This is a genomic window from Nesterenkonia sandarakina (assembly GCF_003003175.1).
Taxonomy (GTDB): Bacteria; Actinomycetota; Actinomycetes; order Actinomycetales; family Micrococcaceae; genus Nesterenkonia; species Nesterenkonia sandarakina_A.
The window spans coordinates 83263-104546 of sequence record NZ_PVTY01000001.1 but is presented as its reverse complement, the minus strand read 5'-3'; the positions used below and the strand labels follow the sequence as shown (position 1 = coordinate 104546).

Here is a 21284-nt window from a genome sequence, read left to right as displayed (position 1 = left end):
GCCAGTGCAGCCTCCATGGACTCGGCATCAGTACGCCTCGAGTCAGGAAATCCGGGTCCGGATGTTCCATCAGAGTCAGGGTGCCTCCCAGACCAGTAAGACGAGGACGGCGACCACCCCGGCGGGGAGGGGTCGCCGTCGTCGTCTTCAGGTCCAGACGTGTGCGGGTCCGGTGTTCAGCGCGCCGGCGCAGCGGCGCCGTTGTTCGCCGCGGCCTCGCGCGGCTCCACCTTGGGGTACTTCACGGGTGCGCTGCCGGTCATGTGCTCGAGCACGCGGACCACCTGGGCGGAGTAGCCGAACTCGTTGTCGTACCAGACGTAGAGGATCGCCTGCCTGCCGTTGACGATGGTCGCCAGACCATCCACGATCCCCGCGGCCCGGGTGCCCACGAAGTCGGTGGAGACCACCTCCGCGGAGTCGATGTAGTCGACCTGCTTATGCAGCGGGCCTTCGAGGGATTCACGGCGCAGGAACCGGTTGAGCTCCTCCTTGGTGGTCTCGCGGTTCAGCTCCAGGTTCAGGATCGCCATCGAGACGTCCGGGGTGGGGACGCGGATGGCGTTGCCGGAGAGCTTCCCGGTCAGCTGGGGCAGCGCCTTGGCGACCGCCTTCGCGGCACCGGTCTCGCTGATCACCATGTTCAGCGCCGCCGAGCGGCCGCGCCGCTCACCGGGGTGGAAGTTATCGATCAGGTTCTGATCATTGGTGTAGGAGTGCACCGTCTCCACGTGGCCGTGGTCGATCCCGTAGGCCTCATCCATCAGCTTCGCCACCGGGGTGATGGCGTTGGTGGTGCAGGATGCCGCGGAGATGATCGTGTCCTCGTCGGTGATCTGGTCCTGGTTCACGCCGAAGACGACGTTCTTCAGGTCTCCCTTGCCCGGAGCGGTCAGCAGCACCCGAGAGACGCCCTTGGCCTTCAGGTGCTGGCTGAGTCCCTCCTCATCGCGCCAGCGACCGGTGTTGTCCACCACCACGGCGTTGCTGATCCCATGGGCGGTGTAATCGATCGCGGCCGGGTCGGAGGCGTAGATGACCTTGATGAAGGTGCCGTTGGCGATGATCGCCTGGTTCTCTTGATCCACCCGGATGGAGCCTTCGAAGGGGCCGTGGACCGAGTCGCGGCGCAGCAGCGAGGCGCGCTTGGCAAGGTCGTCCTCGGCTCCCTGGCGCACCACGATGGCGCGCAGCCGAAGTCCCGAAGCCGAAGAGGCGTTGCCGACGATGATCCGGGCCAGCAGCCGGCCGATCCGGCCGAAGCCGTAGAGCACCACATCGCGGGGCTCGCTCATGCCTTCGCCGCCGCGGCCGATGACTTCGGCCAGCTCCTCACGCAGGAAGCCGTCCATGTCCCCGGAGGCCGCGTACGCAGAAGACTGGTAGCGGGAGTTCAGTCGGGCGACGTCGATGCTGGCGGCACCGAGATCCAGTTCGGTAAGCGCCTGGACCAGAGGCAGGGTCTGAGAGACGGGAAGTTCGGTCTCGTCGACCTGGCGGGCGAAGCGGTGCGCCTTGAGGATCTCGATGGCGGACCGATTGACCAGTCGGCGACCGTAGATCCCGGTGACCACATTGTTCTCACGGTAGAGCTTGCCCAGCAGAGGGATCATGGCCTCGGCCTGGGACTCTCGGTCGATCCAGCTGCGCAGTTGTTCGTCTGCTTCAGTGGTCATTATTGGACGTGTCCTCACTCGTCTAGACGTCATTGTCTACGTGGACCCATCGGGTGCTCAGTTCATGGCGAACACCGCGATGTGTCCGTAAGCGAGTCTAGCCGAACCTGGACGCCCCGGACGGAGGGCACGGGGGAGCGGGTGGGGGACGGGTCGGTCGATAAGCCGGGTTCTGTCGCCGCGGTGATTGCTCACCGAGACGGACCATCATCCATCTGGGCCTCGTGTTGCCACGGACCTCAAGCGATCAACCCGGATGCTCGGGCGGGCAGCCCTCAAACACATCCTGTTCGACCTTGCACCGGATGGGGTTTGCCTAGCCGCCCCAGTCACCTGGGGCGCTGGTGGTCTCTTACACCACCGTTTCACCCTTACCTGCGACGGCGAGCGCCGCCGGCGGTCTGTTTTCTGTGGCACTGGCCTGCGGGTCACCCCGAGTGGGCGTTACCCACCATCCTGCCCTGTGGAGCCCGGACTTTCCTCGACCCGAGGCAGTTATCCGCCGTCTCCGGCGGGCCTCAGTCTCGAGCCGCGATGGTCTGACCGACCCGTCCCGGCTCACCATGGTACGGGATCTCCACACCGCCACCTGGCACTCAGCCCACCCACCGCTTGCTAGCCTTGCTCGGTGCTGATCTTCCTGCCGCCCTCCGAGGGCAAGACACCTCCGACCGATCCCGGTGCGCCGCCCGTGGATCTGCGTAAACTCACCCTGCCGGAGCTCGACCAGGCGCGCGCCTCCGTGATGGACGCGCTGATCCAAGTCAGCGGCGAGGACCAGGCCCAGCAGATCCTCAACGTGGGCAAGACCGTGATGCCCCAGGTGCGCGCGAATGCGCAGCTGGCCAGCGCCCCGACCGCGCCGGCACATGAGGTCTACACGGGAGTGCTCTTCGAGGCCCTGAACCCCGCGGGGCTGACTCCCGAGCAGCTGGACCGCGCCTCGCGGCAGGTGCTGATCTTCTCCGGGCTCTTCGGCGTGACCTCCCTGACCGATCGGATCCCGGCATACCGGCTCTCCATGGGCGTGACTCTCAGCGCCCCGGGCAGCGGCCAGGGGCCGGGGGCAGCTCCGGCACATCCCGCCCCGGGACGGCTGGGCAGCTTCTGGAAGGCCGCCCTGGGTGAACCGCTGGCCGAGCGCATCGGGGATCAGCTGGTGGTCGACTGCCGCTCCAGCTCCTACGCCCAGGCGCACCGGCCGGCACCCGAACGGACCCTGATGGTCAGCAGCTTCACCGAGCGCGACGGCAAGCGGAAAGTCGTCACCCACTTCGCCAAGCATGCTCGTGGCCTGCTCACCGGCATGCTGCTGCGTGCGCAGGGTCCGGAGCCCGAGACGGTCGACGACGTCGCGGAGCTCGCCTCCCAGCGGTGGCGGGTGGAGCTGCGCCCAGCCACCAGGAGCACCCCGCACCAGCTGGACCTCATCGACTGAGCTGAAGCGAGCCTGCCCCAGCAGCCGGTCCATTAGCAGATTCTCCGCCCCGCCGACTAGCCTGGGGACCATGGCAGAGTTTATTTACACCATGATCAGCGCCCGCAAAAAAGTGGGCGACAAGGTCATCCTCGATGACGTCACTATGTCCTTCTACCCCGGTGCCAAGATCGGCGTGGTCGGACCCAACGGTTCGGGCAAGTCCACGATCCTCAAGATCATGGCGGGGCTCGATGAGCCCTCCAACGGCGAGGCACGTCTGTCCCCGGGATACTCCGTCGGCATCCTGATGCAGGAGCCCGCGCTCAACGAGGACAAGACGGTGCTCGGCAACGTCCAGGAGGGCGTGGGCGAGATCTACGAGAAGCTGCAGCGGTTCAACCAGATCTCCGAGGAGATGGCGAACCCTGACGCAGACTTCGACGCCCTGATGGCCGAGATGGGCACCCTGCAGGAGGCCATCGACGCCGCCAACGCCTGGGACCTCGACTCCCAGCTGGAGCAGGCCATGGACGCGCTGCGCTGCCCGCCCCCGGAGGCCGACGTCAGCGTGCTCTCCGGCGGTGAACGCCGACGCGTGGCGCTGTGCAAGCTGCTGCTCTCCAAGCCGGACCTGCTGCTGCTCGATGAGCCCACGAACCACCTCGACGCCGAGTCCGTGCTCTGGCTCGAGCAGCACCTGGCCGCCTATGAGGGCGCCGTGCTGGCCGTGACGCACGATCGCTACTTCCTCGATCACGTCGCCCAGTGGATCTGTGAGGTCGACCGCGGTCGGCTCTACCCCTACGAGGGCAACTACTCCACCTACCTGGAGAAGAAGCAGGCCCGACTGAAGGTCCAGGGCAAGAAAGACGTCAAGATGGCCAAGCGCCTCTCCGAGGAGCTCGACTGGGTGCGGTCCAACGCCAAGGGGCGCCAGACCAAGTCCAAGGCCCGTCTGAACCGCTACGAGGAGATGGCCGCCGAGGCCGAGCGCACCAAGAAGCTCGACATGGACGAGATCCAGATCCCGCCGGGCCCGCGCCTGGGCACCCAGGTCATCGAGGCCGAGAACCTTCAGAAGGGCTTCGGCGACCGCCAGCTCATCGACGGTCTCTCCTTCTCGCTGCCGCGCAACGGCATCGTCGGAGTCATCGGCCCGAACGGCGTCGGCAAGTCCACGCTGTTCAAGACCATCGTGGGCATGGAAGAGCTCGACGGCGGCAAGCTCGCCGTCGGCGACTCCGTGAAGCTCTCCTATGTCGACCAGTCGCGCGCCGGCATCGATTCGGAGAAGAGCCTCTGGGAGGTCGTCTCCGACGGACTCGACTTCATCCATGTGGGTGCCGTGGAGATGTCTTCGCGCGCCTATGTCTCAGCCTTCGGCTTCAAGGGACCTGATCAGCAGAAGAAGGCCGGTGTCCTCTCCGGCGGTGAGCGCAACCGGCTGAACCTCGCGCTGACGCTGAAGCAGGGCGGCAACCTGTTGCTGCTCGATGAGCCCACGAACGACCTCGACGTGGAGACCCTCGGCTCCCTGGAGAACGCGCTGCTGGACTTCCCCGGCTGCGCCGTGGTCATCTCGCACGATCGCTGGTTCCTCGACCGGGTGGCCACCCACATCCTGGCCTGGGAGGGCACGGATGATAACCCCGCCGCCTGGTACTGGTTCGAGGGCAACTTCGAGTCCTACGAGCAGAACAAGATCGAGCGCCTCGGCGCCGATGCGGCACGTCCGCACCGTGTGACCCACCGCAGGCTCACCCGCGACTGATCTGCCCGCCCAGTCATCGACTGAGCTGTGCGAACAGCACGCACGTGAGCACGCGACGCTGATCCGGCCCGCCCGCGACACCCTCTGGTGATCGTGGGCGGGCCGAGTCATGTGCCCACCCCTTGTCGCCCCGCTGGCGGCCCGTTGGCAGTCCCGCGACGTCCTGCCGCTCAGAAGGGGGCCGCCTCCTTCTCCTGGGACTGGTCCTGGGCCTGCTCTTGCGTCTGACCCTGGGCGTCGTCAGCGTCTGTGCCCCAGACCGAGTCAGCGGCGGAACTGGGGGAGTCGCTCGAGGACCCCGCGGGGGACTCCGCCCCGGCGCGGGGGTTGTCCTCCCCGGACCCCGCGCCGCCGAGTCGGGTGAAGGACCCGGAGCCGAAGGTCAGGTCGTGGCCGATGGCCTCCGCGTCGATCTCCACGGAGGTGCCGCGCTGACCCTTGTCGTTCTCCCACTGCCGGACCCGCAGCCGTCCGGTCACCAGCACCGGGTCGCCCTTGTGCAGGCTGCTCTTCACGTTCTGGGCCAGCTGGCGGAACGCGGAGACGGTGTACCAGTTGGTGTCCCCGTTGACCCACCGTTCGGTCTTGCGGTCATAGCGCCGCGGAGTGCACCCGAGCCTGAAGTTCGAGATCGGCAACCCCTGGGGCGTGATGAACTCCTCCACCTCGCCGCCGAGGAATCCGCGGACGGTGATCGTTTCGCTCATTGCTCTCCTCCATCTCTGTCACGGCCGTTGAGTCTCGGCACGGCGTGCCCGGCCCCGCCGCAGGCCGTGGCAGTCGGACGGGGTGCTCCCAGTGTTCGCGGCGTCGAACCCGGTGCGTTGATCGTCCCCGATGGGTGTGGATGACCAGCGCGGACGCGGCGTGTCGACGCGGGCTGGGGAAGACCAGGGCGGTGCCGAGCAGGTAGACTCTCTGCCTGGACCTGCTCAGGATGCTGAGACTCTGCGTGTCCAAGCCTCGGTAGCTCAGGGGATAGAGCAGCGGCCTTCTAATCCGCCGGTCGGGGGTTCGAATCCCTCCCGGGGCACTTGTCCATATCGCATAGACTCCAGCTGGCCGCCGTCATGACGGCGGCCGCTCTGCTGTATCTCACGCACTCGCTGCTGCGCTTCCGCAACTTCGAGGCCAAGGGCTACGACCTCGGCATCTTCGACCAGGCGGTGCGGCAGTACTCGCTGTTCAAGGCCCCGATCGTGCCGATCAAGGGGGAGGACTTCCACCTCCTGGGAGATCACTTCCACCCGATCATCGCCGCCTTCGCCCCGCTCTACTGGATCTGGGACGACCCGCGGGTGCTCAACATCGGCATGATCGCGCTGCTGGTCTCCACCGCGATCCCGGTCTACCTGGTGGTGCGCGGCTGGTTCAGCCACCTGCCGGCCCTGCTCGCCGCCGTCGGACTGCTGCTCTTCTGGCCCTTCCAGGCGCTGGTGAACTGGGACTTCCACGAGATCGCCTTCGGCGTCCCGCTGGTGGCCTGGATCATCTGGGCCATCGAACGGGGTCGGATGTGGCTGGCCGTGGGACTCGGCGCGGTGCTGCTGCTGGTCCGCGAGGACATGGGCGTCACGCTGATCGCGCTGAGCTTGGTCTTCGCGTTCAAACGGGCCTGGCTGCCCGCACTGGTCACCGCGGTCCTGGGAGTCTTCGGCTACTGGTTCGCGGTGGAGCTGGTGATCCCGCACTTCTCCGCCGCAGGCGAGTTCGGCTACTGGGAATTCACCGCGCTGGGGTCCAGCGCGGGCGCCGCCATCGTCTTCCTGCTGACCCAGCCCTGGAACGCGATCGTGATCCTCTTCGACCACCCCACCAAGGTGGGCCTCTGGGCGCTGCACTTCCTGCCGCTGCTGCTGCTGCCCTTCGCCTCGCCCTATGTGATCCTCGGCGCCCCGATCCTGCTCTCCAGGCTGTTCAACGACCGCGAGAACGTCTGGTCCGTGATCTACCAGTACGACGCGATCCTCGCCCCGATCTTCCTGCTCGCCGGCTTCGACGTGGCCCGCCGGCTCATCGCGCGGTGGCCCCGACTCAGGCCGCTCGCCGTCGGGCTGCCCGGGGCGGTCATCGCCGTCGGCCTGGTCGGGACCCTCGCGTTCCCCGGGGTCTTCCCGCTGCAGCGCACCGTGACCGGGGACAACTGGAGCATGGGGGAGCGGGCGCTGGCCCACCAAGAGGTCACCGACGCCGTGCCCGATGATGTCTGCGTCGAAGCCGCCGACACCGCGGTGCCGCACCTGGTGGACCGCACCTCGGTGGGGCTCAACGGCACCACCGATGAGGACGCGCTGACCTGGATCATCATCGACGACACCGCAGAGGAGCTCGGCGGGTCGAACCCGTTGACCCCTGAGCAGGCCTTCGCCCGCGCCGAACGGCTGGGCTTCGAACCGGTGATCGAGGATGCCGAGGGACTCTGGCTGCTGAGCCGAGACACCGCCGGGGACCCCGCGGCGGCCGCCGACTGCGCGGAATACCTGCGGCGATGACCTCGCTGTAGCATAAGGATCGAACCACCCCCACCCCTCAGCCGCGTCGCGATGCCGCGCGGCGTCATGGAGAGCCACATGTCCACCGACTGCGTCCCCGCGGGAGTCTGCGGCACCCCGCAGACCGAGGCGGACTCGGCGCGCGTGGTCATGGTCAGCCTGCACACCTCTCCGCTGGCCCAGGCCGGCAACCGGGACGCCGGAGGACTCAACGTGTACGTCAATGCGCTCAGCAGCGCACTGGCCCAGGCGGGGCTCACCGTGGACATCGTCACCACCGACGTCGACGCCGAGACCCCGGCCCCGGCGGACGACGTCACGTTCCTCGAAGACGGTCGACGGATCCACACCCTCGCCGTGGGGGAGCCGGCCCGGGCCGAGAAGTCGCTGCTGCCCGCGCAGGTCGACGCCCTGGCCGCCCGCGCGCTGCGCAGCCTGGAGTCCGTGGACGAGAGTCAGGTCACCACCGTGCACTCGCACTACTGGATCTCCGGCCTGGCCGGGATCCAGCTGGCCCAGGCCCTGTCGGCGCCGCTGGTGCACACCATGCACACGATCGCGGCGGTGAAGCAGGAGCTCGACCCGACCACACCGGAGAGTCCCCGGCGCAGCGTCGCCGAAGCCATGATCGCGCGCACCGCGGATCTGGTGACCGCCAACACCGAGCATGAGATCGCCGATCTCAAACGACTCTTCGGCCTGCACGACGCCTCGCTCGCGCTGGTCCGGCCCGGCGTCGACCTCGAGATCTTCCACCCGCCGGTCGGGACCGACCCACGCTCCGGTCCGCTGGCGGGACGTCCGCTGCGCCTGGCCTTCGCCGGTCGGCTGCAGCCGCACAAGGGACCGCAGGTCGCCGTCGAAGCCCTCGGTGAGCTGCGCCGGATGATGCCCGAGGTGCCGGTCCAGCTCGTGGTCGCCGGAAGCCAGAGCGGCGACGATGTGCTGGATCTCAACGCCCTGGCCGAACAGGCAGGGGTCGCGGACGCGGTCCACGCGCTGCCCCCGATGCCGCACGGTGAGCTCGCCGAGCTCTTCCGCGGCAGCGATGCGGTCCTGGTGCCCTCGTTCAGCGAATCCTTCGGGCTGGTGGCCCTGGAGGCGATGGCCTGCGGCACCCCGGTGATCGCCCACGACGTCGGCGGCCTCTCGTCCCTGATCACCCACCGCCGCAGCGGCCGGCTGATCCCGAGCCTGGACCCGGCGCTGTGGGCCGAGCAGCTGCGCTGGCTGGTGCTGCACCGCCGCGCCTGGAGCCGCTACAGCACGACGGCGGCGACGCTCGCCCGGTTCTATTCCTGGGACGCGACGGCGGCCGCGACCCTGCAGGCTTACCGCAGCGTGAGCCTGATCAACAGCCGCTGAGTCCAGGCCCACCGATTCCGCAGACCTAGGCGAACGGGCAGCCGGTCTGGATCAGGCGCGCCCCGGCACCCCGCCTTGGCAACCGAGGACCGCCGACTCAGGTCTCCAGGTAGCGCGAGGTCCAGGTCTGGGCGTACTTCTTGTTGATGCTCCGGGTGGCCCGGGAGCTGTTCACCAGGGTCTGCTGCATCTTCTCGGAGAGCTTCGGCCGCAGACCCTCGGGTGGTCGCACCATGCCCTCCTGGGCCACCGAGGCGACCAGGGCGCCGTTGCGGCTGTAGATCGAGCCCTGGGCGAGGCCGCGGGCGTTCTGCGCGCTCGGGCTCTGCTGGACGTAGAGCAGCCATTCATCGGCCCGGGCGTCGCGGTGCCACCACATGGCGTGATCCAGCGAGGCGACCTTCATCTCGGGCTTGGCCCAGTACAGGCCGTGGCGACGCAGCACCGGTTCCAGCAGCGTGTAGTCCGAGGCGTAGAGGATCGCCGCGCGGTGGATGTTGGGGTCATCGGGCAGCGCGGCCTTGGTCTTGAGCCACACGGCGCTGGTCGCATGCGGGTCCTGATCGGCCTCGAGGTAGATCGGGCGGTCCACGTGCCGGATGTCGAAGGGACGTCCGTGGGCCCATTCATGCACGATCGGGTGCTTCACATGTCCCACCAGCTCCTGAGGGGGTGCCAGATCCTCTGGGTCCGGGACCCCCTCAGGCATCCGACGCTGATGTGCCACCCCGGCGGAGGGGCGCTGGAACGAGGCGATCATGGACAGGATCGGCGTCCCGTCCTGGTAGGCCTGGCTGCGCCGCGCCGAGAAGGAGCCGCCGTCGCGCAGCCGCTCCACGGAGACCTGGATCGGTTTGTTCGCGTCTCCGGGGCGCAGGAAGTAGCCGTGCACCGAGTGGATCAGCCGGTCGGGCTCCACCGTGGCCATCGCGGCGGTGGCGGCCTGGGCCAGCACCTGCCCGCCGAAGACCCGCCAGTAGGCCTGCTTGAACACCGGCCCGAGGAAGTGATCCTCACCGCCGCGTCCCGCCGCGGCTTCGGCGTCACTGGGGTCCAGGTGCTTCAGCTGCAGCATGTCCACGAGCTGCTGCACCGACTCGGCGGCGGCGGGCACCTCATAACGGCGATCAGGCATGCGACGTCCTTTCGGGCGCGGACAAGGTCAGGTGCCCCCACTCTATCGGCCCCTCGGCCGCAGAGCGGGGGAGCCCGATCAGATCAGCGTGGCCACCCCGAACACGGCCCAGGCGAGCAGGAACGCCATGATGCCGATGAGGGTCTCCAGCACGGTCCAGGTCTTCAGCGTGGTCTTCACGTCCATGCCGAAGAACTTCGAGATCAGCCAGAATCCGGAGTCGTTCACGTGGGACGCGATCACCGAGCCGGCGGCCACGGAGATGACCATGGCGGCGAGCTGGAGCTCGTTGTAGTCCGCGGCGGCGACGCCGGTGGCCAGCAGCCCGGCCGCGGTGGTCAGCGCGACGGTGGCGGAGCCCTGCGCGATCCGCAGCACGCCGGCGATGACGAAGCCGGCGACGATCAGCGGGATCCCGACGCCGGAGAGCGAGTCGGAGAGCGCCTCGCCGATGCCTGACTCGCGCAGCACGCCGCCGAACATGCCGCCGGCGCCGGTGATCAGGATGACCGCGCAGACCGGGGCCAGCGCCTGGTCCATGATGTCCTGGGCGCCGCTCATGCCGCGGCCGCCCTGGGTGCCCATGGTCGCCAGGGCGACGAAGAGCGTGATGAGCAGGGCCACCGGCGTCTGGCCGAGGGTGATCAGGATGCCGTACCAGGCGGATTCGGTCTGGTCTGCGGAGACCACACCGGCGGTGGCCAGCGTGCTCAGTCCGGTGTTGAGGAAGATCAGCAGCATCGGCAGCAGCAGAACCATCACCACGGTGCCGAACTTCGGCGGGTTCTTCTCGGCGGCCTCATCGGCCTGGCCCAGCAGCATCGGGATCGGCAGCTCCCAGCGACGTCCGGCCCACTTGCCGAAGAGGTAGCTGGTGACATACCAGGTGAGCACGGCGATCGGCAGCGCGACCAGCAGCAGGATGCCGACGTTGGCCTCGAAGAACTCGCTGGCGGCCACGGGGCCGGGGTGCGGAGGCACGAAGACGTGCATGACGGAGAATGCGCCGGCCACGGGAAGGCCGTAGAGCAGCACCGAGCCGCCGAGGCGGCGGCCCACGGCGAAGACCACGGGCAGCATCACGATGAGTCCGGCGTCGAAGAAGATCGGGAAGCCGAAGAGCAGCGAGGCCACGCCGAGGGCGAGCGGTGCGCGCTTCTCCCCGAACCTGTTGACCAGCCGGTCGGCGAGCACCTTCGCGCCGCCGGAGACCTCCACGAGACGACCGAGCATCGCGCCGAGGCCGACGAGCAGGGCCACCGAGGCCAGGGTGGAGCCGAACCCGGAGGTGAGCACCGGGACGATCTCGGAGGTGGGGATCCCGGCCACGGCCGCAGTGAGCAGCGAGACCAGGATCAGGGCCACGAAGGCGTGGACCTTGAAGCGGATGATCAGTACGAGCAGCACCGCGATGGAGCCGGCCGCGATGGCCAGCAGCGGTCCGGTGCCGAGGGTCTGTTCCCAGCCTTCGATGGTCATGAGTGATTCCGTTCTTCGCTGTGGTCGGTAGGTGCGTTCTGGGTGCGGAGCCAGGTCCGCGCCGCCTCGAGGAGGTCGTCGACGGTGGTGTCGTTGGGGAGCACCACGCCGTCCTCGTCCGGGTCGAGGGCCTCCAGGGTGGCCAGCTGGGACTCCAGGAGCGCGGGCGGCATGAAGTGTCCGCTGCGGTGGGCCAGCCGGGTGTTCAGCCGGGGGATCTCCACATCGACATGGAGGAAGACCACCCGACCGGTGGCCGTGCGCAGCACGTCGCGATAGCTGCGACGCAGTGCGGAGCAGGTGATCACGCTGCCGGTCTCGGCCTGGGTGGACATCCAGTCGCGCAGGGCGTCGAGCCAGGGCCAGCGATCTTCGTCGGTGAGCGGGGTCTGGGACGCCATCTTCGCGATGTTCTCCGGGGGATGGAACTCATCCGCCTCGGCCATCGGCAGGTTGAGCTCGGTGGCCAGTGCGGCCGCCAGAGTGGACTTCCCGGAGCCTGAGACCCCCATCACCACGAGGTGACAAGGGGGAGCCGGTTCGCCCGGGCTACGCTGAGGTGGGGGATTCGTCATCGAATTCCTTTGAGCTTGGGATTGGTCTCGGTCTCCTGTGACGGGGACCACGTGCCAGCTAAGATAGCACCTTTCAGGCCGAAAGGTGTGATGTTTATTTCTGCGTTGATGAAGGAGGCTCGGTGGCGCACTCTTCCGTAGCGCGTGTGGGCAGGGATGCGATCTCCGAGACCCTCGGGCGCGAGATCGTCGATGGGGCGCACCGACCGGGGGCTGTGCTGACCCTGGAGTCGCTGCAGCAGCGGTTCGGCGTCTCGCGCACCGTGGCCCGAGACAGCGTCAAGGTGCTGGAATCTCATGGGCTGCTCTACTCGAAGCGACGCATCGGGCTGGTGGTGACCGCCGCAGAGCACTGGGACGTGATGTCCCCGTCGGTGATCGGCTGGCGCCTGGCCTCCGCCGACGCGCGCGGCGCCTTCATCGAGCTGACCCAGCTGCGCATCGCGGTGGAGACCGAGGCCGCGGCTCTGGCCGCCGCGCGGCGGACCGAGGTCCAGGCCCAGCAGATGCTGGATCTGGCCGCGACCATGCGCCGGCTCGGCGAGTCCGAACAGCTCACCGAATTCATCACGGCAGACATCGCGTTCCACCGACTGATGCTCGAGGCCGGGGGCAACTCGATGTTCGCCGCGCTGGCCGACGTCGTCGCCGAGGTCCTCACCGGACGCACCAAGCACGGCCTGATGCCGACCCGCCCGATGCCCGAGGCACTGGACGCCCACGACGGCGTCGCCCGGGCGATCGCAGACAAGGACCCGCGCGAGGCCCGACGCTATATGGAGATCCTGGTCGATGAGGTGCGCTCTGCTCTGGAACAATGAGCCCCATGACTGACTCGCTGCGATTCGCTGAAGCCGTCTCGCTCCAGGACCTCTCCACCTACATCAAGCGCGCCCGCCGGATCCAGGAGCAGGGCATCCGGCTCCAGGCCGTGGGCCAGGTGCTGGCCGCCTGGGTTCCCGTGATGACCCCGGGGTCGCTGCTGAGCCAGCTGCCGGCGGTGCTCGGACTGCGCACCGTCGCCCTGGCCGAGGAGTCTCGGGCAGACGTCACCACGGAGCTGAGCTCGATCAGCGAGCGGATCGCCCGGATGAACCCGGCCGAGACCGAGCTCTCGCTGCCGCCGAGCCGGCTCAGCGTGCCCTGGGCCGCGGTCACGCCTCCGCGCTCGGGCTGGGAGTCGCTGGGACGCCTGTCCGACGACCACCTGCGCTCCCAGGCGGCCGCAGGCATCGCCCAGATCACGCAGGCCGTGCCGACCACGGCGGGCGCCGCCGTCGTCGAGCAGGTCCGGGAACAGGTCTGGGGCCGGGACCTGGAGACGGAGAACGCCGTCCCGGCCGAGGGCGCAGACGCCGCAGAAGCGCAGCCGCTGCGCGATGCCGCCATCCCGGCGGGCGCGGCCTTCGGAGCGCACGCGCTGAACTTCCTCGCCGCCGAGGGCGCCGGGGGATCCACCGCGGTGCACCGCCGGGGCCGCTGGGTCCGGCTCAGCTCCCAGGGCGGCTACATCCTCTGCCGCAGCACCCGGGAGCCTGCGAGCCTCTGAAAGATGCGACGGCTGTGAACCCAGCCGCTGAGCCGCTGAAGAACCCAGCGTCTGATGTAACCAGCCGCTGAGGCTCAGCTGTTGACCATCGAGTGCGCGGCGCGCTCCAGGTAGTCCCACAGGATCTGTTCGTGCAGCGGGGAGAGATCGGCGGCGTCGACGCCGGCGCGCATGAAGCGCAGCCACTTGTCGCGAGCCTCGGCGTCCACCGCGAAGGGCATGTGCCGCATCCGCAGCCGGGGGTGTCCGCGCTGCTCCTGGTAGGTGCGCGGGCCGCCCCAGTACTGCTCCAGGAACGTGAGCAGCCGCTCCTTGGCCGGTTCCAGGTCCGCCTCGGGGTACATCGCCCGGAAGTCCTCGTCCTCGGCGACATGGCTGTAGAAGACCTCGACGATGGTCTCGAAGGTCTTGCGTCCACCGACCGCGTCGTAGAAGCTCTGCTGCTCGGCCCCCGACTGCTCGACGTTCGGCTGCCCGGTGCTCGGCTGCCCGGGATGCGGCAGCGCGGGGCTGAGCGGAATCGCGTCGGCCGGGCTCGGCCGGTCGCCGGCGGAGGGTGCCGGCTGGTCCGCGGCAGGGCGGCCGGGCAGACCCGAGACCTGGGACGGAGGCCGACCCACGGGGCGCACGGTGGCGATCGGCGCCCCCAGGCGGTTCGAGAACTTCGGGAGCTCACGGGCGGGCTGGGACTCTTCGTCAGACATGTTCCTCCTCTTGCGCTGTGCAGGGTGCAACGATACTCGCTCGGGCCCTGTTCCCGTCGGCCGCCTGGGCCACTCCGGACCCGGCCCGCGCCACGTAGGATTGACCCGGCCCCCGGGCCACCAGCGTCCTCGCCCCGAAAGGTCTGAGAAGAGATCATGGTAGACAGCATGGAAGTCCACATCGCCACCGATCACGCCGGGATGGAGCTCTCCGCCCACCTGGTGGATCACCTGCGCGGCCTCGGTCACACCCTGATCGACCACGGACCCCAGGAGTATGACGCGCTGGACGACTACCCGGCCTTCTGCATCCGCGCCGCCGAAGCCGTGGTCGCGGCCCGCAGCGCCGGGAGGAACGCGCTGGCGATCGTGCTGGGCGGGTCCGGCAACGGCGAGCAGATCGCCGCGAACAAGGTCGCCGGCGTCCGCGCCGCGCTGGCCTGGAACCACGACACCGCGGTCCTCGCCCGGGAGCACAACGACGCCAACGTCGTCGCCCTCGGCGGCCGCCAGCACAGCCTCGAGGAGGCCACCACGATCGTCGAGGCATTCCTGGGCGCCGATTTCACCGGGGACGAGCGCCACGCCCGCCGGATCGGGAAGATCTCCCACTACGAGCTCACCGGCGAGATCCTCGACTGATCCATGCCTGAAGGCCATACCCTCCACCGGCTCGCCGCGCAGATCAACACGGTCTTCGCCGGTCATCCGTGGCGGGTCAGCTCCCCGCAGGGACGGTTCAGCGCGGGCGCGGAACGGCTGGACGGACAGGTGCCGCAGCACGCCGAAGCCTGGGGCAAGCACCTGTTCGTGCACCTCGGACCCGCGGTCTGGCAGGTCCACCTGGGGCTCTACGGCGCGTTCAGCTTCCGCGGCGACGCGGACTTCGCCGCTGAGGCCACCATCGGTGCGCCCCGGGCCGCCGCGGTGACCTTCGAGCCGACCTACGACGACGACGGCTGGCTCATCCCCGAACCCCCGAAGGGGGCGGTGCGCGCCCGGGTCAGCGCGCGGCACGGCTGGGCGGATCTCCGCGGACCCACCACCTGCGCGGTGCTCGACCCCACGGAGTACCAGGCAGTCATCGACCGGCTCGGTCCGGACCCGCTGCGCCAGGTGATGCCCGGTCAGGGAGAGTCCGGTCCTCAGCTGCCGGCACAGACCGACGCCGAGCTGCGCGCGACGTTCCTGCACAACCTCAGCCGACGCCGGATCAGCATCGCCGCGGCGCTCATGGACCAGGCGGTCATCGCCGGGGTGGGAAACATCTACCGCGCCGAATCGCTCTTCCTCGAGCGCCTCGACCCGTACACCCCCAGCAACCAGCTGGACCCGGAACGGGCCGCCGCGCTCTGGGACCGGCTCACCGAGCAGCTGCGCGACGGCGTCGACGAGGGTCGGATCCGCACCGTGCGCACCCGCGGCCCGCGTCGCCACTGGGTCTATAAGCACCAGGGCACACCGTGCCAGCGCTGCGGTGCCGTCATCGAAGCGGCCGAGCTGGTGGGCCGGCGGCTCTACTGGTGCCCGGGGTGCCAGCGCGACTGAGCCCGCACCAGTTCCGCCGGGGTTCCCGTAGAATCACCTGGGTCCGCAGAACATCCATGAGGAGTACATCCCAAGTGTCCGAAAACGCAGCATCGGAAGCCCCGTCCCAGGCCGCAGCGCCGGCTGAATCCATCAGCATCACCCGCGACGGCGAGACGGCGAGCATCGAGCGCGGCACCACCGGCACCACGCTCTTCGCCGCGGACAAGACCACCGTGGTCATGCGGGTCGACGGCGAGCTCTGGGACCTCTCCCGGGAGATCCCGGCCGGCGCCGTCGTCGAGGCTGTGGACATCTCCAGCCCCGACGGGCTCAACGTGCTGCGCCACTCCACCGCCCATGTCATGGCCCAGGCGGTCCAGCAGCTCTACCCCGAGGCCAAGCTCGGCATCGGCCCCTACATCACCGACGGGTTCTACTTCGACTTCGACGTCGCCGAGCCCTTCACACCTGATGATCTGAAGAAGATCGAGAAGGCCATGCAGAAGCTGATCAACCAGACCCAGCAGTTCGAGCGCGAGGTGGTCAGTGAAGACCAGGCGAAGGTCGCGATGGCAGACGAGCCGTACAAGCTCGAGCTGCTCGGCGTCGCCAGCGATGCCACCAGCGCAGGCGGCGCGGCCGAGGCCGCCGAGGGCGCCAGCATCGAGGTCGGCGGCGGGGAGATCACGATCTACCACAACGTCGATCGCCACGGCGAGCGGATCTGGTCCGACCTCTGCCGCGGACCGCACCTGCCCAACACCAAGCTGATCGCCAACGCCTACGCCGTGATGCGCTCGGCCGCCGCCTACTGGCGCGGCAAGGAGTCCAACCCGCAGCTGCAGCGCCTCTACGGCACCGCGTGGCCGACCAAGGAAGATCTGAAGGCCTACAAGGAGCGTCTGGCCGAGGCCGAGCGCCGCGACCACCGCCGCCTGGGCTCGGAGCTGGACCTGTTCAGCTTCCCCGACGAGCTGGGCTCCGGGCTGCCGCTGTTCCATCCCAAGGGCGGCATCATCAAGCGCGAGATGGAGGACTACGTCCGGACCCGGCACATCGAGGCCGGATTCCAGTACGTGGGCACCCCGCACATCTCCAAGGACGGCCTGTTCCACACCTCGGGACACCTGCCCTACTACGCCGACACCATGTTCCCGCCGCTGCATGTGGATGAAGAGCGCGACGCCGAGGGCAACATCACCAAGCAGGGCCAGGACTACCGGCTCAAGGCGATGAACTGCCCGATGCACAACCTCATCTACCGCTCCCGCGGACGCTCCTACCGCGAGCTGCCGATGCGGCTCTTCGAGTTCGGCTCGGTCTACCGCTACGAGAAGTCCGGCGTGATCCACGGGCTGACCCGCGTGCGGGGCTTCGCCCAGGACGACTCCCACTCCTACGTCACCAAGGAGCAGGCTCCCGACGAGGTCCGCCACCTGCTGAGCTTCGTGCTCTCGCTGCTGCGCGACTTCGGCCTGGATGACTTCTACCTGGAGCTCTCCACCCGGGACGAGGATTCGGAGAAGTTCATCGGCAGCGCCGAGCAGTGGGAAGAGGCCACCAAGGTGCTCGAAGACGTCGCCAAGGAGACCGGCCTGGAGCTGGTCGCCGATCCCGGCGGCGCGGCATACTACGGACCGAAGATCTCCGTTCAGGCCCGCGACGCCATCGGCCGGACCTGGCAGATGTCCACCGTGCAGTACGACTTCAACCAGCCCGAGCGCTTCGGCCTGGAGTACCAGGCCGCCGACGGCACCCGCCAGGAGCCGGTGATGATCCACGCGGCGAAGTTCGGCTCCATCGAACGCTTCCTCGGCGTGCTCACCGAGCACTACGCCGGTGCGTTCCCGGTCTGGCTCTCCCCGGTCCAGGTCCGCGCGATCCCCGTGGCGGAGCCGTTCAACGGCTACCTCACCGAGGTCGTGGACAAGCTCAAGGCCGCCGGAGTGCGCGCCGAGCTCGAGGACAGCAGCGACCGCTTCCCGAAGAAGATCCGCACGGCCTCGAAGGATAAGATCCCGTTCGTGCTGATCGCCGGAGGCGACGACGTCGACGCCGGCGCGGTCTCCTTCCGGTTCCGTGACGGCAGCCAGGACAACCAGGTGCCCGTGGATGAGGCCGTTGCCCGGATCCTCGCGGCCATCGAATCCAAGGAAGGCTGAGCCGGCGTGGGGTCCGGCGACGAGTTCGAACTGGCAGGCGTTCCCGACGCCTTCCAGCGCCTCTGGACCCCACATCGTGCCGCCTATCAGAACCGCGGCCAGGACCAGGTCAGCGGGGCGGACGACTGCCCCTTCTGCCAGGGACCGCGGCGCAGCGACGAGGAGTCGCTGATCGTCCACCGAGGCGAGCGGTGCTTCGTGCTGCTGAACCTCTACCCGTACAACCCCGGTCACCTGATGGTCTGCCCCTACCGGCACGTGCCTGACCTCACCGACCTCGACGCCGAAGAGTCAGCGGAGTTCATCACCCTGACCCAGCAGTGCATGCGAGTGCTGCGCGCGACGGCGAATCCGGGCGGCTTCAACCTCGGGGTGAACCAGGGGAAGGTCGGGGGAGCCGGCATCGCCTCGCACCTGCACCAGCACGTGATCCCGCGCTGGAACGGGGACACCAACTTCATGCCGATCATCGCGCAGACCAAGAACCTCTCCCAGACGCTGGGGGAGACCCGCGCCCTGGTGGCCGAGGCCTGGGAGGCGAACCGCTAGATGCTCAATCGCTACGCGCGCGCCTTCTTCGGCGGACTGTTCACCCCGATCGCCAAGGCTCTGATCGGGCTGGGCATGACCCCGAACATGGTGACCGTGATCGGGACGATCGGCGTGTGCCTGGGCGCCCTGGTCTTCTACCCGATGGGGGAGCTGTTCTGGGGCACGGTGTTCATCACCGTCTTCGTCTTCTCCGACCTCGTCGACGGGCTGATGGCCCGGATCAGCGGAAAGAGCTCCGTGCTGGGCGGATTCCTGGACTCCTGCCTGGACCGGGTCCAGGACGGCGCAGTGTTCCTCGGCCTGCTGATCTGGTTCTTCACCGGCGGAGACCACGTCTGGCTGGGCATCGCCTCGGCCTTCTGCCTGCTGGCGGGCAACCTGGTCTCCTATGTGCGGGCCAAGGCCGAGGCGCTGGGCTACACCGCCGACGTCGGCATCGCCGAACGCTCCGAGCGGATGGTGCTGACCCTGGTCTTCACCGGCTTCACCGGACTGGGTCTGCACTCCTCGGTGCTGCTGGTGGTGCTGATCCTGCTCGGCATCGCGTCGGTGGTCACCATCGTCCAGCGCTTCCGCACCGTGATCGCCCAGACCGCCGCCGCGACCGACTGAGCTGCACCGGAGTGGGACCGGAGCTCTCGTAGATCCGCAGGATTCGGTAGCGTCATGGTCATGAGCCCCGTCTCGATGAACCTCCTCCCGATGCGCACCGCCGGAGTCGATCTGGCCGCCGAGAACAAGGGGACAGCCCTCGCAGTCATCGAGTGGACCGACCGAGAGGCCCGGTTGGAGCAGCTGACTCTCGAGGTCGGCGATGTAGAGATCACCGAGGCCGCGGCCGGTGTGGCCAAGATCGGCATCGACTGCGCCTTCGGCTGGCCCGATGAGTTCGTCGCCTTCGTCGCGGACCACAGTGATCTGTCCCGGGCCCACACGCCGGACGGACGCATGGAGTGGCGTCGGACGCTCGCCTATCGCGAGACCGACAGGCAGGTGCGGGAGACGCTCGGTCGGTGGCCGCTCAGCGTCTCGACCGACCGGATCGGTCTCACAGCGATGCGCTGCGCGGGCCTCCTCGGGCGACTCACCGCCAGCGGACTTCTCGTCGACCGCTCGGGCCGCGACGGCGTCGTCGTGGAGGTGTACCCGGGCGCCACGCTGCGACTGTGGGAGTGGGAGATCCGGGGATACCGGTCCGATCCCGAGGTGCGCGGCCGCCTGGTGGCGCAGATGCAGCGCGACACGCCCTGGCTGGATCTCGGGGCGCACACGGAGCTGATGGTGACGTCCACCGACGCCTTCGATGCGGTGGTGGCGGCCCTTGCCGCGCGGGCTGCCGCCCTGGGTCGGTATGAACCGCCGCCGCCCGAGCACCAGGCCCGAGCCGAACGCGAGGGTTGGATCGTGCTTCCCAGCTGTCGGCTCGACGAGCTGTTGTCGGCGGACTCATGAAGCTGCGCCAGAATCAGGCCTTCACATGTTTCTGGATCGCCTCCACAGTCTCGGACTTCGGCACCTATGTCACCACGGTGGCACTCTCCGTCCTGGTCATGCTGTCCCCGGATCTTGGGGCACAACCCACTAACGATCCAGGTCAGGGGTTGGTGCGCTGGAGATGACTCTGCCTACGGTGGAGTAACCACCTGTGACCCCGGAGCCCTCTGGAGGCAGAATTCATGACCCGCCGTCCCGCTCTTCTCACTGCAGCGCTCGCTGTGGGTGCACTGACCATCACCGGCTGCGGTTCCGCCGAGGAAGACCCCGAGGCCGGTGCCACCCCGACGGATCAGGCCACCCAGCAACAAGACGCACCAGAGGCGACGCCCGAACCTGAGGCCGCCGAGGAGTCCGCCACGCCCTCTGCAGATGGCGACGACGCCGATGAGGCAGATCAGACCGAGGATGACTCTGAGTCGCCGTCTTCAGAGAACCAGGCCAGCCCGGAGGGGGAAGAGACCGGCCCGCCCGAGGGTCCGCCGGCAGGGGGTGCGCCGCAGGCCGAGGAGGGCGATCTGCCCGGAGAAGACCCGAGCGTGAGCTACTTCGGCCAAGCCCCAGCCGAGGTGGTCGCGGAGCTGCATCCCACCGACGCCGTCGATCTCGCAGGACGAGAACGGAACCTCAACGCCTCCGGGGACGAAGGGCAAAGCCTCTGGACCGAGGTGCAGCTCGCCGACGGCTACGGCTGGGCCGAGGTATCCCATTTCCTCTATTTGAGTGCCACCGAAGATGTCACGGAGGACTACATCGAGGACGTCCCACCGACGCAGGAGCCTCGCGCCCTGGCCGAATCGGTGGGTGAGCGCGCCACCGGCGGTGACCCCGGCGAGGAAGACGCAGATGCGGATGACTATGGGCCGCGCTGGGTCGTGATCACAGAACCGGAGGACTTCGGAGAGGAGTTCTACCGGGTGGACGTCACGGGGGCGATGAGCGACTCCGGGGCCGGTCATCGATACTTCGTCCACGTAGAGCAGCACGCAGATGGGTATCAGCTCACCGAGGTCCGAGCGACCGCTTTCTGCTATCGCGGCGTGGGCGACAGCGGTCTCTGCAGCTGAGCCGCATCCCGTGCGGATGCTCGTCGAGAAGAACGACTCCACGTGACCAAATGTGAGGCAGCGTCATCAATATATGGCTCACCCTCGCTGGGGCAGCTGGCGTCTTGATGGGGATATCCGGACTCCCCAGCTACAAGCGGGTGCACCGCCTGATGTTCGGACCGGAAGACCCTGATGGAGAGGTTCTCGCCGATGGGCCGCCGGAATTCTCGATCCTGCGCATGATCGGGGCGGTCATACTCGGCGGGCTCGCCATGTTCTCTGGTCTGTTCGACTGACTGCCCATGCCATTCGATGACGCGTTGATCGGGAG

General features: G+C 68.4%; 20 protein-coding genes, 1 tRNA gene and 1 other RNA gene. 15 read left to right on the top strand and 7 right to left on the bottom strand.

What is annotated here, in order from left to right:
• Positions 1 to 176: 176 nt before the first annotated feature.
• Positions 177 to 1676, bottom strand: a complete 1500-nt coding sequence (locus tag BCL67_RS00445; RefSeq protein ID WP_106121514.1) for a glyceraldehyde-3-phosphate dehydrogenase — start codon at positions 1674 to 1676, stop codon at positions 177 to 179.
• A 145-nt stretch (positions 1677 to 1821) separates the two neighbouring features.
• Positions 1822 to 2227, bottom strand: an RNA gene (gene rnpB, locus BCL67_RS00440) — RNase P RNA component class A.
• Between the two features lie 77 nt (positions 2228 to 2304).
• On the opposite strand from rnpB, the gene BCL67_RS00435 reads away from it, so the two are divergent.
• Both BCL67_RS00435 and ettA read left to right on the top strand, forming a co-directional pair.
• Entirely contained in the window at positions 2305 to 3114 is an 810-nt protein-coding gene (locus tag BCL67_RS00435; protein ID WP_106121513.1) for a YaaA family protein, read from the top strand.
• Between the two features lie 70 nt (positions 3115 to 3184).
• A complete protein-coding gene (gene ettA, locus BCL67_RS00430) occupies positions 3185 to 4867 on the top strand; it encodes an energy-dependent translational throttle protein EttA (RefSeq protein ID WP_106121512.1) in 1683 nt (560 codons plus the stop codon).
• Between the two features lie 170 nt (positions 4868 to 5037).
• Here the strand turns inward: ettA and BCL67_RS00425 are convergent, their stop codons facing one another.
• Entirely contained in the window at positions 5038 to 5574 is a 537-nt protein-coding gene (locus BCL67_RS00425; protein ID WP_106121511.1) for a single-stranded DNA-binding protein, read from the bottom strand.
• Between the two features lie 253 nt (positions 5575 to 5827).
• On the opposite strand from BCL67_RS00425, the gene BCL67_RS00420 reads away from it, so the two are divergent.
• The 3 genes from BCL67_RS00420 to BCL67_RS00410 all read left to right on the top strand — a co-directional run bounded on the left by BCL67_RS00420 (position 5828) and on the right by BCL67_RS00410 (position 8724).
• Positions 5828 to 5900 (top strand) — tRNA-Arg (locus BCL67_RS00420).
• Position 5901: 1 nt separating this feature from the next.
• Positions 5902 to 7359, top strand: coding sequence for a DUF2079 domain-containing protein (locus tag BCL67_RS00415; RefSeq protein ID WP_258174638.1), 1458 nt, complete (start codon positions 5902 to 5904; stop codon positions 7357 to 7359).
• 78 nt (positions 7360 to 7437) lie between these two features.
• Complete coding sequence (locus BCL67_RS00410; protein ID WP_181255827.1) at positions 7438 to 8724, top strand: glycosyltransferase; 1287 nt, start codon at positions 7438 to 7440, stop codon at positions 8722 to 8724.
• A 97-nt stretch (positions 8725 to 8821) separates the two neighbouring features.
• On the opposite strand, the gene BCL67_RS00405 is transcribed toward BCL67_RS00410, so the two are convergent.
• The 3 genes from BCL67_RS00405 to BCL67_RS00395 form a co-directional block, all read right to left on the bottom strand.
• Positions 8822 to 9859 (bottom strand): acyl-CoA thioesterase, encoded by a 1038-nt coding sequence (locus BCL67_RS00405; RefSeq protein ID WP_106121508.1) that lies wholly within the window; start codon positions 9857 to 9859, stop codon positions 8822 to 8824.
• Positions 9860 to 9937: 78 nt separating this feature from the next.
• A complete protein-coding gene (locus BCL67_RS00400) occupies positions 9938 to 11338 on the bottom strand; it encodes a GntP family permease (protein WP_106121507.1) in 1401 nt (466 codons plus the stop codon).
• Positions 11335 to 11850 (bottom strand): gluconokinase, encoded by a 516-nt coding sequence (locus tag BCL67_RS00395; protein ID WP_308737932.1) that lies wholly within the window; start codon positions 11848 to 11850, stop codon positions 11335 to 11337. The genes BCL67_RS00400 and BCL67_RS00395 overlap by 4 nt, the downstream gene beginning before the upstream one ends.
• 185 nt (positions 11851 to 12035) lie before the next feature.
• Between BCL67_RS00395 and BCL67_RS00390 the strand changes: the two genes are divergently transcribed.
• Positions 12036 to 12734, top strand: a complete 699-nt coding sequence (locus BCL67_RS00390) for a FadR/GntR family transcriptional regulator (RefSeq protein WP_106121505.1) — start codon at positions 12036 to 12038, stop codon at positions 12732 to 12734.
• 5 nt (positions 12735 to 12739) lie between these two features.
• Positions 12740 to 13462: a hypothetical protein gene (locus tag BCL67_RS00385; RefSeq protein WP_258174637.1), complete on the top strand. Its 723-nt coding sequence runs from the start codon at positions 12740 to 12742 to the stop codon at positions 13460 to 13462.
• A gap of 74 nt (positions 13463 to 13536) precedes the next feature.
• Here BCL67_RS00385 and BCL67_RS00380 read toward each other — a convergent pair whose 3' ends face one another.
• Complete coding sequence (locus BCL67_RS00380) at positions 13537 to 13965, bottom strand: globin (protein ID WP_258174664.1); 429 nt, start codon at positions 13963 to 13965, stop codon at positions 13537 to 13539.
• Positions 13966 to 14334: 369 nt separating this feature from the next.
• Here BCL67_RS00380 and BCL67_RS00375 point away from each other — a divergent pair, with 369 nt between their 5' ends.
• From BCL67_RS00375 to BCL67_RS15320, 8 genes are all read left to right on the top strand, one after another.
• A complete protein-coding gene (locus BCL67_RS00375) occupies positions 14335 to 14808 on the top strand; it encodes a ribose-5-phosphate isomerase (protein ID WP_106121502.1) in 474 nt (157 codons plus the stop codon).
• 3 nt (positions 14809 to 14811) lie between these two features.
• The gene (locus BCL67_RS00370) at positions 14812 to 15714 is read left to right on the top strand and encodes an Fpg/Nei family DNA glycosylase (protein ID WP_106121501.1); all 903 of its coding nucleotides are present in this window, start codon (positions 14812 to 14814) and stop codon (positions 15712 to 15714) included.
• A gap of 74 nt (positions 15715 to 15788) precedes the next feature.
• The gene (gene thrS / locus BCL67_RS00365) at positions 15789 to 17858 is read left to right on the top strand and encodes a threonine--tRNA ligase (RefSeq protein ID WP_258174636.1); all 2070 of its coding nucleotides are present in this window, start codon (positions 15789 to 15791) and stop codon (positions 17856 to 17858) included.
• A gap of 6 nt (positions 17859 to 17864) precedes the next feature.
• Positions 17865 to 18407 (top strand): HIT family protein, encoded by a 543-nt coding sequence (locus BCL67_RS00360; RefSeq protein WP_106121499.1) that lies wholly within the window; start codon positions 17865 to 17867, stop codon positions 18405 to 18407.
• Complete coding sequence (gene pgsA / locus BCL67_RS00355) at positions 18408 to 19022, top strand: phosphatidylinositol phosphate synthase (RefSeq protein ID WP_106121498.1); 615 nt, start codon at positions 18408 to 18410, stop codon at positions 19020 to 19022. It begins immediately after the preceding gene.
• Between the two features lie 60 nt (positions 19023 to 19082).
• Positions 19083 to 19862: a DUF429 domain-containing protein gene (locus BCL67_RS00350; RefSeq protein WP_258174634.1), complete on the top strand. Its 780-nt coding sequence runs from the start codon at positions 19083 to 19085 to the stop codon at positions 19860 to 19862.
• Between the two features lie 224 nt (positions 19863 to 20086).
• The gene (locus BCL67_RS00345; RefSeq protein WP_106121497.1) at positions 20087 to 20971 is read left to right on the top strand and encodes a hypothetical protein; all 885 of its coding nucleotides are present in this window, start codon (positions 20087 to 20089) and stop codon (positions 20969 to 20971) included.
• Between the two features lie 107 nt (positions 20972 to 21078).
• The gene (locus tag BCL67_RS15320; protein WP_219886329.1) at positions 21079 to 21249 is read left to right on the top strand and encodes a hypothetical protein; all 171 of its coding nucleotides are present in this window, start codon (positions 21079 to 21081) and stop codon (positions 21247 to 21249) included.
• The last annotated feature ends 35 nt before the right edge of the window (positions 21250 to 21284 follow it).

Excerpts from the sequence above, each read along its gene's own strand:
- BCL67_RS00445 (WP_106121514.1), bottom strand. The coding sequence starts at position 1,676 with ATGACCACTGAAGCAGACGAACAACTGCGCAGCTGGATCGACCGAGAG.
- ettA (WP_106121512.1), top strand. The coding sequence starts at position 3,185 with ATGGCAGAGTTTATTTACACCATGATCAGCGCCCGCAAAAAAGTGGGC.
- BCL67_RS00425 (WP_106121511.1), bottom strand. The coding sequence starts at position 5,574 with ATGAGCGAAACGATCACCGTCCGCGGATTCCTCGGCGGCGAGGTGGAG.
- BCL67_RS00410 (WP_181255827.1), top strand. The coding sequence starts at position 7,438 with ATGTCCACCGACTGCGTCCCCGCGGGAGTCTGCGGCACCCCGCAGACC.
- BCL67_RS00405 (WP_106121508.1), bottom strand. The coding sequence starts at position 9,859 with ATGCCTGATCGCCGTTATGAGGTGCCCGCCGCCGCCGAGTCGGTGCAG.
- BCL67_RS00400 (WP_106121507.1), bottom strand. The coding sequence starts at position 11,338 with ATGACCATCGAAGGCTGGGAACAGACCCTCGGCACCGGACCGCTGCTG.
- BCL67_RS00395 (WP_308737932.1), bottom strand. The coding sequence starts at position 11,850 with ATGGGGGTCTCAGGCTCCGGGAAGTCCACTCTGGCGGCCGCACTGGCC.
- BCL67_RS00385 (WP_258174637.1), top strand. The coding sequence starts at position 12,740 with ATGACTGACTCGCTGCGATTCGCTGAAGCCGTCTCGCTCCAGGACCTC.
- BCL67_RS00375 (WP_106121502.1), top strand. The coding sequence starts at position 14,335 with ATGGAAGTCCACATCGCCACCGATCACGCCGGGATGGAGCTCTCCGCC.
- BCL67_RS00370 (WP_106121501.1), top strand. The coding sequence starts at position 14,812 with ATGCCTGAAGGCCATACCCTCCACCGGCTCGCCGCGCAGATCAACACG.
- pgsA (WP_106121498.1), top strand. The coding sequence starts at position 18,408 with ATGCTCAATCGCTACGCGCGCGCCTTCTTCGGCGGACTGTTCACCCCG.
- BCL67_RS00350 (WP_258174634.1), top strand. The coding sequence starts at position 19,083 with ATGAGCCCCGTCTCGATGAACCTCCTCCCGATGCGCACCGCCGGAGTC.
- BCL67_RS00345 (WP_106121497.1), top strand. The coding sequence starts at position 20,087 with ATGACCCGCCGTCCCGCTCTTCTCACTGCAGCGCTCGCTGTGGGTGCA.
- BCL67_RS15320 (WP_219886329.1), top strand. The coding sequence starts at position 21,079 with ATGGGGATATCCGGACTCCCCAGCTACAAGCGGGTGCACCGCCTGATG.